Annotated in this window: 19 protein-coding genes; 16 read left to right on the top strand and 3 right to left on the bottom strand. The window is 31.4% G+C overall.

Annotation, left to right across the window (positions count from 1 at the left end; all coding sequences use genetic code 11):
• Positions 1-152 precede the first annotated feature (152 nt).
• The 5 genes from yunB to BMX10_RS02580 all read left to right on the top strand — a co-directional run bounded on the left by yunB (position 153) and on the right by BMX10_RS02580 (position 4,191).
• Positions 153-827 (top strand): sporulation protein YunB, encoded by a 675-nt coding sequence (yunB, locus tag BMX10_RS02600; RefSeq protein ID WP_330387783.1) that lies wholly within the window; start codon positions 153-155, stop codon positions 825-827.
• A gap of 95 nt (positions 828-922) precedes the next feature.
• Complete coding sequence (hflX, locus tag BMX10_RS02595; RefSeq protein WP_090438810.1) at positions 923-2,206, top strand: GTPase HflX; 1,284 nt, start codon at positions 923-925, stop codon at positions 2,204-2,206.
• A gap of 203 nt (positions 2,207-2,409) precedes the next feature.
• Positions 2,410-2,850 carry an NUDIX domain-containing protein gene (locus BMX10_RS02590; protein WP_090438807.1) on the top strand — a complete coding sequence of 147 codons (441 nt, stop codon included), beginning with the start codon at positions 2,410-2,412 and terminating at the stop codon, positions 2,848-2,850.
• Between the two features lie 232 nt (positions 2,851-3,082).
• On the top strand, positions 3,083-3,733 hold the full coding sequence (locus BMX10_RS02585) for a YigZ family protein (RefSeq protein WP_090438804.1): 651 nt from the start codon (positions 3,083-3,085) through the stop codon (positions 3,731-3,733).
• Between the two features lie 62 nt (positions 3,734-3,795).
• Complete coding sequence (locus BMX10_RS02580) at positions 3,796-4,191, top strand: CoA-binding protein (RefSeq protein WP_090438801.1); 396 nt, start codon at positions 3,796-3,798, stop codon at positions 4,189-4,191.
• Between the two features lie 21 nt (positions 4,192-4,212).
• Here BMX10_RS02580 and BMX10_RS02575 read toward each other — a convergent pair whose 3' ends face one another.
• Entirely contained in the window at positions 4,213-4,566 is a 354-nt protein-coding gene (locus tag BMX10_RS02575; RefSeq protein WP_090438798.1) for a sulfite exporter TauE/SafE family protein, read from the bottom strand.
• Entirely contained in the window at positions 4,566-4,925 is a 360-nt protein-coding gene (locus tag BMX10_RS02570) for a sulfite exporter TauE/SafE family protein (protein ID WP_090438795.1), read from the bottom strand. Before BMX10_RS02570 ends, BMX10_RS02575 begins: the two co-directional genes overlap by 1 nt.
• Positions 4,926-5,234: 309 nt before the next feature.
• Here BMX10_RS02570 and BMX10_RS02565 point away from each other — a divergent pair, with 309 nt between their 5' ends.
• The 4 genes from BMX10_RS02565 (at position 5,235) to BMX10_RS02550 (ending at position 8,051) form a co-directional block, all read left to right on the top strand.
• Positions 5,235-5,951 carry a YebC/PmpR family DNA-binding transcriptional regulator gene (locus tag BMX10_RS02565; protein WP_090438792.1) on the top strand — a complete coding sequence of 239 codons (717 nt, stop codon included), beginning with the start codon at positions 5,235-5,237 and terminating at the stop codon, positions 5,949-5,951.
• A 71-nt stretch (positions 5,952-6,022) separates the two neighbouring features.
• A complete protein-coding gene (locus tag BMX10_RS02560) occupies positions 6,023-6,229 on the top strand; it encodes a DUF3006 domain-containing protein (protein WP_170834644.1) in 207 nt (68 codons plus the stop codon).
• A gap of 51 nt (positions 6,230-6,280) precedes the next feature.
• The gene (locus BMX10_RS02555; protein WP_170834643.1) at positions 6,281-6,739 is read left to right on the top strand and encodes an S-ribosylhomocysteine lyase; all 459 of its coding nucleotides are present in this window, start codon (positions 6,281-6,283) and stop codon (positions 6,737-6,739) included.
• A 175-nt stretch (positions 6,740-6,914) separates the two neighbouring features.
• Entirely contained in the window at positions 6,915-8,051 is a 1,137-nt protein-coding gene (locus BMX10_RS02550; protein WP_090438787.1) for a C40 family peptidase, read from the top strand.
• 55 nt (positions 8,052-8,106) lie between these two features.
• Here the strand turns inward: BMX10_RS02550 and BMX10_RS02545 are convergent, their stop codons facing one another.
• Complete coding sequence (locus tag BMX10_RS02545; RefSeq protein WP_208976096.1) at positions 8,107-8,658, bottom strand: lytic transglycosylase domain-containing protein; 552 nt, start codon at positions 8,656-8,658, stop codon at positions 8,107-8,109.
• Positions 8,659-8,784: 126 nt separating this feature from the next.
• Here BMX10_RS02545 and BMX10_RS02540 point away from each other — a divergent pair, with 126 nt between their 5' ends.
• The 7 genes from BMX10_RS02540 to rsxC all read left to right on the top strand — a co-directional run bounded on the left by BMX10_RS02540 (position 8,785) and on the right by rsxC (position 14,140).
• Complete coding sequence (locus BMX10_RS02540; RefSeq protein WP_090438784.1) at positions 8,785-9,684, top strand: V-type ATP synthase subunit I domain-containing protein; 900 nt, start codon at positions 8,785-8,787, stop codon at positions 9,682-9,684.
• 25 nt (positions 9,685-9,709) lie between these two features.
• Positions 9,710-10,066, top strand: coding sequence for a DRTGG domain-containing protein (locus BMX10_RS02535; protein WP_090438781.1), 357 nt, complete (start codon positions 9,710-9,712; stop codon positions 10,064-10,066).
• Between the two features lie 34 nt (positions 10,067-10,100).
• Positions 10,101-10,523: an ATP-binding protein gene (locus tag BMX10_RS02530; RefSeq protein ID WP_244272606.1), complete on the top strand. Its 423-nt coding sequence runs from the start codon at positions 10,101-10,103 to the stop codon at positions 10,521-10,523.
• Positions 10,524-10,732: 209 nt separating this feature from the next.
• Positions 10,733-11,074 (top strand): DRTGG domain-containing protein, encoded by a 342-nt coding sequence (locus BMX10_RS02525; RefSeq protein ID WP_208976095.1) that lies wholly within the window; start codon positions 10,733-10,735, stop codon positions 11,072-11,074.
• A gap of 2 nt (positions 11,075-11,076) precedes the next feature.
• Entirely contained in the window at positions 11,077-11,784 is a 708-nt protein-coding gene (locus BMX10_RS02520; protein ID WP_170834642.1) for a PHP domain-containing protein, read from the top strand.
• A gap of 137 nt (positions 11,785-11,921) precedes the next feature.
• Positions 11,922-12,467 (top strand): ATP-binding protein, encoded by a 546-nt coding sequence (locus BMX10_RS02515; protein ID WP_090438773.1) that lies wholly within the window; start codon positions 11,922-11,924, stop codon positions 12,465-12,467.
• Positions 12,468-12,808: 341 nt separating this feature from the next.
• Positions 12,809-14,140 (top strand): electron transport complex subunit RsxC, encoded by a 1,332-nt coding sequence (rsxC, locus tag BMX10_RS02510; RefSeq protein ID WP_090438771.1) that lies wholly within the window; start codon positions 12,809-12,811, stop codon positions 14,138-14,140.
• The last annotated feature ends 2 nt before the right edge of the window (positions 14,141-14,142 follow it).

The raw sequence follows: 14,142 nt of genomic DNA, 5'->3' as shown, positions 1-14,142 counted from the left end.
GAGCAGATAATACTAACATTATACCACAAAAACTATTAATAGTTAAACATCTATCCTACTATACACAATTAAGATAAAAAAGTCAAAATTCCTATATAAAATAGCACACTATTCTTTGCATTACATATAATGTATAGAAGGAGATGATTATTTTGTACATAAAGAGAAGAAAAAAACATTTAAAGTACAAACTATATATAATAGTCATCTTTATTTTTATGATTCTTAGTGCAATATTTTTGTATATTGATAGCAAGATTATGCCTACAGTACAAGCAATAGGTGAACTAAGAGCACAGGATATAACTACTAGAGCTATCAACGAATCAGTAAGTATTGTAGTAAAACAAGATATTCGATACGAAGATTTGATTTCTATTAAAGAAGATGACGAGGGGAATATCACTTCTTTACAGGCCAATACCATGATGATGAATAAGGTGGCTTCAGATGTAGCATTAACTATACAGGAGCATCTTAAACAAATTCAAACAGCATCTGATCGTATTCCACTAGGAAATGCTTTAGGAAGTCAGTTATTAGCTCAATATGGTCCGAAGCTTAAATTAACAGTTACTCCCTTGGGAATGGTAAATGTCAACTTTGGGACCGAATTTGAACAATCAGGAATTAATCAAACGAGGCACCGTATTTTCTTAATTGTTAATACTAACGTACGAGTAATTATTCCTTTTAGTTCTAATACTATTGGAGTAACAACTCATATTCCAGTAGCTGAAACTATAATAGTAGGAAGAGTACCAATGAACTATATTCATGTTCCTAAGGATCAATTTTTAAATATAACACCTCTATATGGTCAATAAAGTCTAAATTGTATTTAAATAGAGTATTGTATTTTATATAGCAGTAGGATTATTATATAATAGGAAAACAGAGGATAAATATGGGAGTGGATAAAATGAAAACAGAATTACCAGTAGAAACTAATAAAGCTGTATTAGTTGCCCTTAATGTTAATAAGAGAGATATCAATGAGAAGTTAGATGAATCTTTGGAAGAATTAGAAGAGCTATCAAAAGCTGCTGATGTAGAAGTAATTGCGATTTCAATACAAAATAGATCAACTATTCATCCAGCCTACTACATTGGAAAAGGCAAAGCTGAAGAAATAGCTGAGTTGTGCAAAATACATGAGGCAAATTTAGTTATTTTTAATGATGAGTTATCAGGTGCACAAATAAGAAACTTAGAAGAAATAGTAAAAGTTGATGTTATTGATAGAACTGCTCTTATTCTTGATATCTTTGCCAAAAGAGCTCAAACAAAAGAAGGAAAGCTTCAAGTGGAATTAGCTCAATTAAAATATAGACTACCCAGACTAATCGGCCTCGGGAAACAATTATCTAGACAAGGTGCTGGAATAGGAACGAGAGGACCTGGAGAAATGAAATTAGAAACTGATAGAAGACATATTCTAAGAAGAATTGATGAGATAAAAAAACAGCTTAAGGAAGTGAAGAAAAATAGAGAGACACAGCGATCTCAAAGATTGAAATCAGAACTTCCTATTGTAGCTTTAGTAGGATATACAAATGCTGGCAAATCAACTCTTATGAATGCATTTTTAAAAATAAGTGAAAATCATGATGAAAAAAGAGAAGTTTATACGAAAGATCAATTGTTTGCAACATTAGATATTTCACTTAGAAAAATATCTTTATCTAATAATGAAGAATTTCTTTTAACAGATACAGTGGGTTTTGTAAGTAAATTACCTCATGATCTTGTTGATGCTTTTAAATCCACGCTAGAAGAAGTCAAATATGCAGATTTATTATTACATGTAATTGATGCCTCAAATGAAAATTATGAATTACAAAAAAATACTACTTTAAAAGTTCTCAAGGAGCTGGAAGTAGATGATAAAAATATGATTCATGTTTTCAATAAAAGTGATCTATTATCAAATACATATGAAATACCAAAAAATGAAAAAACCATATATATTTCTGCAAAAACCACCCAAAATTTAGACAAGCTTTTAGAAATGATTAGAGATGCTATAGGAAAAAGTACAATAGAGTTGACATTAGTAATCCCATATAATGAGGGACATATTGTCTCACATCTTCATGAGGAAGCAGAAGTAATAACTTCAGAGTATCAAGAAGAAGGAATAGTTTTAAAAATAAGAGTGGAAAATACCTATTATGAAAAATATGGAAAATATGAAAAAAAATGATAACCCTTCTATTTTACTAAAGAAGAGTTAAAAATGATGAACATTAAAAAAAAATGAATTATTTGACAATTTCGAAGTATACTATATAGCAAAGATACAAATACTTATCAAGATTATTTGAGTTAATATTCTGAAAAGAGATTGTAAAATATGTTAAATTAGTGTATTATATTAAGTAACAACAATTGAAGGAGGTTTTAGCCATGATTTTTAGAAATTGTGCAGGTGGAGTAGTCTTCTATGCAAACCAAGTTTTTCTCCTAAAAAATGAAAAAAATGAATGGGTATTGCCAAAAGGAAAAATTCGTGATGAGGATACTTCCATTGATGCGGCATTGAGTCGTGTTAAGATAGAAACCAGCATGGATGCTGAAATTCTATCAACAGCGGGAGAAACATGTTACGAATTTTTTTCTATTTCTAGGAAACAACCAGTATGCAATCAAATTATTTGGTTTATTATGACAACTAAAACCAAAGAGTTTGTAGTAAATAAAAAATTAGGTTTCAAGGAAGGCGGCTTTTATCCCATTGACGAAGCTTTAAATATGATAAGCTATAGTCAGGATCAATCACTTGTAAATTTGTCCTATAAAAAATATAAAGAAATGATGAAAGAACGAAAAGAAAGGGTAGCAGTATAGATAATAATAAGGAGGCAGTATAAACTGCTTCCTTATTACATTTTTTAATACATAGTGAATGTTTAAGCAAACAAGAAATCAATAAAAACTCTTATCTACAAAAAAAGTAAAATAATACTTCGCTGTATTAAACTAAAAAAACTAAAAAATTTATAGTGTTTGTTAATATGACTATAATAGAAAAATATGGTATAATAATTAATCATATATAATCAAAAGGGAATGAAAAAACATGCTAAAGGAATACCGAACTTTATACAAAAAAGGTTTGGATGAGACGATTATAGAAAAATCTAGATTTATTGGTTATGCGCAACCAGTTTTTTCTGAAGAAGCTGCCATACAATTCATTGAGGAAATAAAAACAAAGCATAAGGATGCAACACACAATGTTCCAGCCTATGTCATTGGAGACAATCATGAAATCCAACGATATAGTGATGATGGTGAACCCTCTGGCACTGCAGGTGTTCCAGTTCTAGAATTACTAAAAAAAGAGGATTTAAGAAATGTGGCGGTAGTAGTTACGAGATATTTTGGGGGGATTAAGCTAGGTACAGGTGGACTAGTAAGAGCTTATACTAAAACGGCAAAATTAGCACTAAATGATGCCAAAATAGTGGTGAAAAGGGCTTATAGACTTATGCATATCAAAATAGATTATAATTTATTAGGAAAAGTTCAAAATGAAATAATACAGAACGGATACTTAATAAAAGAGACGCAATATGATGACTCAGTACATTTTTATACATATATCAAGATCGATGAAGTAGACAGCTTTAAGAAATATATAATAGAATGGACCAACGGAAGATGTGTAATAGAAGAACAACAGCAGGATTATTTAGTTGAACTAGATGGAAAAATAATATATGAATAAGAATACTATTTAAATAAAAGGGTAAAAACATCATTAATATTATATTATTGGAGGTCAAAGATATGGATATTATAGAAAAAAATAAAAAGGAAATGCTACAAAAAAAAATATGGGCTGTAGTTGGTGCTACACCAGATACAGAAAAATTTGGGTACAAAATTTATAAAAAGTTAAAAAACCATAACTATACTGTATATGCTGTTAATCCAAAATACAAAGAAATCGAGGGGGATAAGGTATATGATAGCCTTAAAAATCTTCCGGGAAAACCTGATTGCGTAGATATGGTTGTGGGGCCCCAAATTAGCAAACAGGTATTAGAGGAAATAAAATCACTAGAGATTTCCTATGTCTGGTTTCAGCCTGGCACCTTCGATGAAGAAGTGATTGATAAAGCAGAAGATTATGGATTAAATATTGTTTACTATGATTGTGTTTTAGTAGCATTAGATGAGTAGAATAATTATTTATTCTACTCATCATTTTTTATCCTTACACATTATTTCATAAGTTCCCATGATAAATAAAAAAATACCGAATAGGCGCCTTAAACTAGCCGAAGGTATTGTTAAGGCCAATCTTGAGCCTGCCCAACTGCCTAGTAATCCAAATAAAATTATGGGTAGGCTAATTTTTAGGATAACATTTTTATTCTTAATATGAATTATCAAAGCTACAATGGCAACAGGAATAAAGGAAATTAGATTAATACTTTGAATTGTTTGTTGCTTAAAATTTGTTAGAAAAATCAGTCCTGGTATTAAAATAGTTCCTCCTCCAATACCCATACCACCAATAATGCCAGCTAAGAACCCTAGTATGATCATACTCATTATATCACCATCCTTATAGCAGCTAATATCATAAATAATCCAAAAATTTTTCTAAGCTTATTGTCGGAAAAATTAGTCAACAATCTTGAACCGAAATAGCTACCAATAATGCCTCCTAATGCTACCTTATAGGTCACATCCAAAGAAGTAAAACCATGCTTATGATAAATAAGGCTGCTAATAACAGCAAAAGGAAGAATAATAGAGATGGCGGTAGCGTGGGCCTTATGCTGTGGAACGCCAAATATAAAATTTAAAGCAGGGACAATAATCGTGCCTCCTCCTGCTCCAAATAATCCATTAATGACTCCAGCTAAAAACCCCACAAATAGTATTTTAAACCAATATAGGTGCTTCATTATGATAATCACCCCAACAAGGTAAAGGCTAATAAGATATAGATAGATATATTTAATTTAACCACATAAAATCAATCTATTCATTAGTGGGAATGATAAATAAACACTACTAATGTATTAGCCGAATAATATACATATAAGAATAGCCAGTTATAAACATGATAATCCTTCATAATATAAATAGAAAAATCTCTAAGTCCTTAGCAAGACAAACGCTATAGAAGAATTGATTAACTTAATTGGTTGTGTTAAAATTTATTTGACTATAAAGTCATATACAAGTTCATATGAAGAAGGAGAGATTATATCATGGGTCGGATTGGGAATATTAAGGATAGAAAGGCAAAACAAGATTCTAAGCGTGCAAAAATATATACAAAGCTTGCAAGGTTAATAACTGTTGCAGCAAGAGAGGGTGGAACTGACCCTGAATATAACGCTAGCTTAAAAAGCGCTATAGATAAAGCAAAGGCTGATAATATGCCTAATGATAATATAGATAGAGCTATTAAAAAAGCGGTTGGAGACTCCAGTGGAGATCAATACGAAAAAATAACTTATGAAGGATATGGACCTAGTGGTGTTGCTGTAATTGTAGAGGCATTAACAGATAACAGAAATAGAACTGCAGGTGAGGTAAGACATGCATTTGATAAATGTGGAGGAAATTTGGGAACAAGCGGTTGTGTATCCTTTATGTTTGACAAAAAAGGACAAATCATTATAGAAAAAAATGAGAATGTAGATGAAGAAACATTAATGATGATAGCTTTAGAAGCTGGCGCTGAAGATTTTATAACAGAAGAAGAAGCTTATGAAATTATTACATTGCCAGAGGATTTTCCCCAGGTAAAGGATAAACTTCTTCAAGAAAGATACTCATTCATTGGAGCTGATATTGTTTATATTCCACAAACTGAAACACAGCTACAAGTGGAAGATACTAAAAAGATGGAAAAACTAATCGATATGCTAGAAGACAACGATGATATTCAAGGGGTTCATCATAATTGGAAGGAAGAATAAAGAAGACTCTATTTTAATTATTTTAATAATACTAAAAAGATAGATAGATATGTTTTAGGAGGGTATCCTATTTGATTGTTTTAGATCGTTTAGAAGAAAATATAGCTGTATTAGAAACTGAAGGTAATTTTTTAAAAGTAAACATTAACATTATATCTACCAACGCTAAAGAAGGAGATGTTTTGGTATTCAATAATGGTTATTATACAGTAGATGCAATTCTTACTGAAAAAAGAAAGAAAATATTACAAAAAAAATGTGATTCTATTTGGGAATGAGTATAAACTATAAAGTTATACTTAAATAGATGATTGAAAGGATGAAAAAGATTGAAAATTGTTGTTGAAAGTTTCACTATGGACCATACCAAAGTAAATGCCCCCTTTGTTAGAAAGTGTGGACATATTACTACTCCTAAAGGAGATATTATAACTAAATTCGATCTAAGGTTTACTCAACCTAACGCAGAGGCTATGCCTACTGCTGCCGTGCATGCTATTGAACATTTATTAGCAGGATATATTAGAGAAGAATTATCAGACATCATTGATATTTCACCCATGGGTTGTAGGACTGGATTTTATCTTATTAAAATAGGTGAAACCTCAGAAAAAGAAGTTACCTTAGCCCTAATGAATGCACTAAAAAAAGTAATAAATACTGAAGAAATACCCGCTGTTAATCCTGTTCAATGTGGTAATTATAGAGATATGTCATTATTTAGTGCTCAAGAATATGCCAAAGAAGTATATTCTAAGCTAGAGGCAAGCGCTAAGGGTAATATTTAACAATTGAAAAATCATGCATTCCTCCAGAGGGATGTATGATTTTTTTATATATTTTTATATATTATAAAAATATATTTTAGAACTTTCCTGTAACTAAAAAAAGGATTTATAAGAAATAAGTAGAATATTGTATGGTATTAGAATTATTACTAACCTTAGGTGGTGAGAATGTATTATGAAGAGGCTAAAAATCAGTAAAATACCTGTAGTATTATCCATAGTTCTTGTTATTATTTTTATTTCAACATCTACAGCACTGGCAGATGGGAAATTAGCTATGGTGATTGCCAATCAAGGTATATTGAGAGAGAAACCAGAGGTTGAAGGAAAAGTGATACAATTGCCATCTATTGGGACTGAAGTTTTAATTAGAGAAACTAAGAATAACTGGAACAAAGTTGTGCTAGTGGATAATGGTGTTCAAGGATGGATGCATGAAGATTTTTTAGCAATAACAGGAGAAGAAAGTAAGCCTATTAAAAAAGGTATTGTTAACGTTAATAATGTACTAAACCTACGTTCAACACCATCTACAAGTGGAAGCATACTGTCGCAGTTAAGAAATGGTACAGAACTGATAGTTTTAAATCAAGCGAATGAATGGTACGAAATACAACTGAAGGAAGGAACTAAGGGGTTTGTGCACAGTGATTTTATCCTATTGATTCCTAACTATCCTCATGGTATCATCGTAGAAAACAATAGTAAAATTAAAGAAAAGGCAAATAACGAAAGCAAAACTATCATTACTTTAAGTAAGAATGATGATATATATATTAAAAAATATATGGATGGTTGGTATAATGTATTAACAAAGGATTTTCAAGAAGGTTGGCTAAAAAGTGACTCGGTTGATCTACAAATAAATATAGGCAGTCCTGTGAGCCGTTCTGGCACACGTTCTCATCCATTAAGTAACATAAAAGAACATACTGAGAAATATTTAGGTAAACCATACAGATATGCTGCTACAGGTCCCAACAATTTTGATTGTTCAGGCTTTGTTTACTATGTATTAAACAAATACTATCCTGATTATTTGAGGGACAAAGGTATAAAACTACAAAGGACATCTAGAGACCAAGCCACTATGGGAACACCTATTAACAAAAACGAACTACAGATAGGTGATTTAGTATTTTTTAATAATGGAAGAAGTAGTACTATAAGTCATGTTGGAATATATATTGGGAATGATGAATTTATCCACTCATCTTCTACTAATAATAGAGGGATTATAATATCTTCCTTAAAGGATGGTCCTGCTTCTTGGTCCTATCAAAGCAGGTACGTTTCAGCCGTGAGATTATAATTAAAAATATCGTTATGATAAAACAGGCCCACATCAATAGATGGGCCTGTTTTATTTAAGTGATTTTATGAAGTGTTTCATATGTTTTCAGTTGGTTTAATACATTTTTTATATAGTTTTGTGTCTCATTGAAGGGAGGAACCCCTCCATATCGCTGAACATTGCCAGGACCTGCATTATAGGCAGCTAAAGCCAAAGACAGGTCTCCGTCATATTGATCTAATAGTTGCTTTAGATATTTAGCTCCACCATCAATATTTTGCTGAGGATTCCAAACGTTTACAACCCCAAGCTCTTTTGCAGTAGCTGGCATTAGCTGCATTATGCCTTGAGCTCCTGCTCTTGATAAAGCCCTAGAGTTAAAATTTGATTCGATTTTAATAATAGATTTTATCAAATTAGCAGAAAGTGAATATTTTTCTGCCGCTGATTGAATATATTTATCAAAAGAGCCTGTATTTTTGGACTGAACTGTTAAAGCTGCATGATCTAAAGTTTCCAGAAAAGACATATTAGTTTTTGAGTAGGTGTGAAAAGGTACAGGAATACGACTCTGAACATCAGTAATTTTCTCGAAATATATCTGGTGAATTATATTTTTCATCATGATATCAACTCCAATTGTGGAATAATTTTCTATAGTCATAATTATATATATAATAAGACAAGTATTCAATACAAATTAAAGAAACATATTGAATTTGATTAAATATTACTATTTGGAGGTATCACTATGAGGAAGAGAAGGTTTAAAACAAAACAAACTAAAAGAAAGAATAATTATTATCTAATTTTACTATTTATAATTATCATCCCGATAACTGCTGTTTTTATTGGCTCTAGAATAACTGAAAGAGTAGTAATACCAGTATTACATTCTAACCCTACTTTGGAAGAGGGAGAATTAAATGCAATAATTAACGTCAATGAAGAAGAAGATCTATCTCAGGAGAACACAGAAAATCATCAAGAGGATGAGAGTAAAATAAGTACAACTCAAGAGACAGAATTAATAACAAATAAATTACATCCATTATCTATGTACATGATTCAGGTTGCAAGTGTATCTGATACATCTAACATTGAAGCTTTTGTAGAAGAATTAAATGAAAAAAATTTGCCTCATTTAATCTATAAACTAGATAATGCATACAAAATATATACTTTGGGTTTAACAAGAAGATCATTAGTTGAAAGCCAGTTACAAAAGATACGAGAATACTACCCAGATGCATATATTAGTGAAATCCATTTACCTTCAAAAGAGGTGAGCTATACCAAAGACATGGAAGCAGAAAGTAAAATCATCATAAAAGAAATAAATAGTTTGATTGAAATAATGGATAAACAAGCAGAAGAATGGTATAATTTTATTGAAAAAGAAAGTGAGCTAAATCAATATAAAGAACTACTAATTGAACAGCAAGAAATCATAGAACAATTAGCAGAAAATCTCAAGGAGGATCTTGTGATAGAAGGAATATCAGAAAAAAAAGAGATAGAAAAAATGATTTATCATCAAGAAAGCAATACTAAAAGAGCACTAGAATTATTAGAGAATGAAGACAACATATATCGAATACATAGTTTGTATTTGGATAGTATCTTCAGAACCCTGGAAACCATCAAATGATAAAGTAGCTATGGAGGTGTAAAAAATGACGTTAAAAGAGGTACAACGATTATTAGAGGCTGAAGTAGTATCAGGAGAAGAATTTCTGCAAAGAGAAGTAAAGACAGCTTTTGCTTGCGATTTAATGAGTGATGTATTGGCGTTTGTTGATGACAAAACATTATTATTAACTGGTTTGGTAAACTCCCATACCATAAGAACGGCAGAAATGATGGACCTCTCTGCTGTAGTTTTTGTGCGGGGTAAGAAACCAGACGACGAAACTATAGAATTAGCGAAAGAAAATAACATCGTAATCATGACAACGAATCACATTATGTATGTCAGTTCTGGCATACTATTCTCAAAAGGCCTTAAGGGAGCCAATATTGTACATAAATAATGAATGGTCTTATTTTGGATACTAGATAAAGGAAGTGAGTCCTATTAAATTAAGTTATCAAGTTGAAAAGGATGATTTTACAAGAGCTGGACAAGCGTCAAGCAGCATAAAAAAAGTTTTGAGACAGCTCGGCATTGAACCTCAAATTCTTAGGAAAATAGCTATAGCTACCTATGAAGCTGAAATGAATATCATAATACATTCAGAGGGTGGGTCCATTGATGTAGATATTAGTGCCGAGAAAATAACAATAATTATAAAAGATCGGGGTCCTGGAATTGAAAATATTGAGTTAGCCATGAAAGTAGGGTATTCTACAGCTTCTCAAAAGATACGAGAGCTTGGATTTGGAGCAGGTATGGGGCTGCCAAACATAAAAAGATGTTCAGATGAATTTAGAATCGAGTCTTCATATGGAGAATATACCAAACTAGAAATAGTTATATATATTAAGTAGAAAATATAGATTTATATTCTTACAGTGAATTCTGGTGGCACTGAAGACATTTTAACTTACCCACAGGAGAGGTAAAGGCATTATATGGATCAACTTAAGTTATAGATAAAGGAGAGAAAAACTTTCTCTAATACAATCTTGTTTTATTGGAGAAGGACGAAAATATTATTACTTTAATATTTTCTAATTTAGAAATAGGGAGATGGATTATGATCACTGTTGAAGAATTGAAAAACAAACTATCATTAGAGGTAATAGGAGGAGAAGGCAGTTTGTCCAATGTAATAAAAAATGTTTATATTGGAGATTTATTAAGCTGGGTTATGGCTCACATGAAACATCAAGATGCTTGGATTACCATTCAAACGAATACTAATGTTATTGCGGTTGCAGCTTTAGGAGAAGCCGCATGTGTAATTATAGCAGAAAACGCAGAAATAGAAGATGTAACTATAAATAAAGCAAATGAAGAGGGGATCCCACTTTTAAGAAGCAATCTAAGTGCTTATGAGTTAGCAATTGAACTTAATCATTATATTAAAGACAAATGATGATGGCTGCAGATTTACATATTCACAGTGGATTATCCCCGTGTGCCAATAAAGATATGACACCAAACAATATAATAGGAATGGCCAAGCTTAAAAGGTTAGATATAATTGCTATCACAGACCATAACTGTACAAAAAATTTACAAAGCTTCATAAAAGTAGCAGAAACACAGGACCTTATTTGTATTCCAGGAGTAGAAATAACTACTAAAGAAGAGGTGCATTTAATTGCTTTATTCAACAATTTGAATGCTAGTAATAAGTTTCAAGAAATATTAGATAATACATTACCTAAAATAAAAAACAACCCCAAACTCTTTGGGAATCAATACATATATGATGAAGAAGATAATATTCTTGAGGATTATCATATATTGACAATGAATGCTTTAGACTTATCTTTAAAAGAAGCAATCTCCCAAGTGAAAAAAATAGGGGGCATTTGTATACCAGCACATATAGATCGCCATAGCTTTAGCATACTTTCTAATCTAGGTTTTATAGAATCAGATCTGTGCTTAAATACTGTAGAAATTACTAAAAATTGCAATTATAATCTTTTACTAAAGAAACATCCATATTTAGAAAGCTATAATAAAATTATCAGTTCAGATGCTCATGAGTTAGGACAAATTTTAGAACGAGAATTCTTTATTGATACCAATAACAAAAAAATTGAAGATATTCTAAAATCTATAAATGAGAATTAGCATTATAGAAATATTTATCTCAATAGAATTGTGGGCCAATTATTTCATTGAGTGATTAGACTGCACCTATTAAAGTAAGAGGTCTTTCCAATACGTTAACAGTCTTTTATTATGCTTATGATATAGGAGGAAATAAATTGAAGGAATTAGCTTTACATATCCTAGATATTGTTCAAAATTCTGTTAGAGCAGATGCATCAATAATTGAAATAACAGTTAGAGAGGATATACAAAGAGATATACTAATGATAAGTATAAAAGATAATGGCAAAGGAATGGATGAGGAAACTCTAAAAAAAGTAGAAGATCCATTTTTTACTACAAGAACTACTAGAAAAATAGGGTTAGGAATATCTTTATTCAAAACTGCAGCACTTCAATGTAACGGAAGCTTTAATTTAGTATCCAAGCAAGGGGAAGGGACATGCCTGACTGCAGCTTTTCAATATAGTCATATAGATAGAGCCCCTTTAGGAAATATAGTAGATACCTTAGTAACTTTATTAATGATGGAAAAGGAAATCGATTATAGATATGTTCATTATTATAAAAATAACCAATTCAGTTTTGATACTCATGAAATAAAAAAAGTACTGGATGGGGTTCCGATTACAGATATAAATGTTGTGGAATGGATTAAGGAATATATCACAGAGGGACTAAAGGAAATTGTTAATTTTTAAATTAAAGTAATAGCATAGCAATTGTACTTAAAGTATTGTATAATAGTTTTTGTTATGTACTGCAATTGATAATTTAGTAATTAACAATTACAACTTTACTTAAATTTCAGAAAAAGACACAAAGTTTTAAAAACTTTTCAAGACAATTCAACACAGAACATAAAAATCCTATTTTAACCAAATACTATATAAGATAAGCAGAAGACTGGTAAAAATCATATTAGAAAAATATTGTTCAAGATATACAGTATACAAGATTATTTTAAATACTTTTATCTTATATACTATATCAATTCTTATTATGAGTGTGCTTTTAAAAAATATATAAGGGGTGAAAACAAATGAAGTTTTTAACTTTTAGAGGGGGTATACATCCACCAGAAAAAAAAGATGCTACTGCTAATATCAAGATTGAAAAAGCAGAAGATCCCAAATTGGTGGTAATACCATTGCAACAGCATATAGGTGCACCCTGTGAACCTGTTGTGAAAGTAGGTGATTATGTAAAGGTTGGGCAAAAAATTGGTGAAGCTCAAGGCTTTGTTTCTGCTCCAATACATTCCAGTGTATCTGGGATAGTAAAATCAATAGAAGATGTGCCTATAGCAACAGGTAATGAGGCACAGGCAATTACAATTGAATCTGATGGAGAAAATCAGATAGATGAATCAATCCAACCAAAAGGAAACATAGAAAGCTTATCCCCTAAAGATATTATCAATATCATAAAGGAGGCTGGAATTGTTGGAATGGGTGGAGCTACATTTCCAACCCATGTAAAGCTTTCACCACCGCCTGAGAAAAAAGTGGATACTTTAATATTGAATGGTGCTGAGTGTGAACCTTACTTAACAGCTGATCATCGTTTAATGTTAGAAAATCCAGAGGATATTGTATATGGTTTAAAGGCAATGATGAAGGCTGTAGGAGTTCAAAAAGGATATATAGGGATAGAGAATAATAAGCCAGATGCGATTGATACTATGCTGAAGGCTATTGAAAAAGAAGATGATGTACAAGTTGTAGCTTTAGAAACGAAATACCCTCAAGGGGGAGAGAAACAGCTTATTTATGCTATAACCAATAAAGAGGTTCCTTCAGGGGGACTACCAATGGATGTAGGTGTTATTGTAACTAATGTTGGTACAGCTGCGCAAGTAGCAAAAACCATTAAAACAGGAATACCATTAATTGAAAGGGTCACTACAGTAACAGGAAAAGCTATTAAAAACCCTAAGAACCTATTGATAAAGATTGGAACACCTGTTAAATCTTTAATCGAGGAATGTGGTGGTTATGCAGTAACGCCAGGTAAACTAATACTAGGTGGCCCGATGATGGGGAATGCTCAACATACAGATGAGATCCCAGCTGTAAAAGGAACATCTGGAATACTGGTTTTTGATGAGGTAGAAGCAGAATTGCCTAATCCTTCGAACTGTATTCGGTGTGGGAGATGTGTTGAGATCTGTCCAGCCAACCTGCAACCTGTATACATTAGCGAAAATTCCTTAAGTAACAGGATGGAACAAACTGAAAAATATAGAGCCCTAGACTGTATAGAATGTGGTTCATGTTCTTATGTTTGTCCTTCAAGAAGACCTTTGTTACCATCAATTAGAGTAGCTAAAAATCAAATTATTGCAAAAAAAAGAGAACAGAAGAATAAGTAAGT

Source organism: Natronincola peptidivorans (genome assembly GCF_900111615.1).
GTDB lineage: Bacteria > Bacillota > Clostridia > Peptostreptococcales > Natronincolaceae > Natronincola_A > Natronincola_A peptidivorans.
Note: the sequence above shows the minus strand (reverse complement) of the source record. Positions and strands in the feature narration are given on the sequence as shown.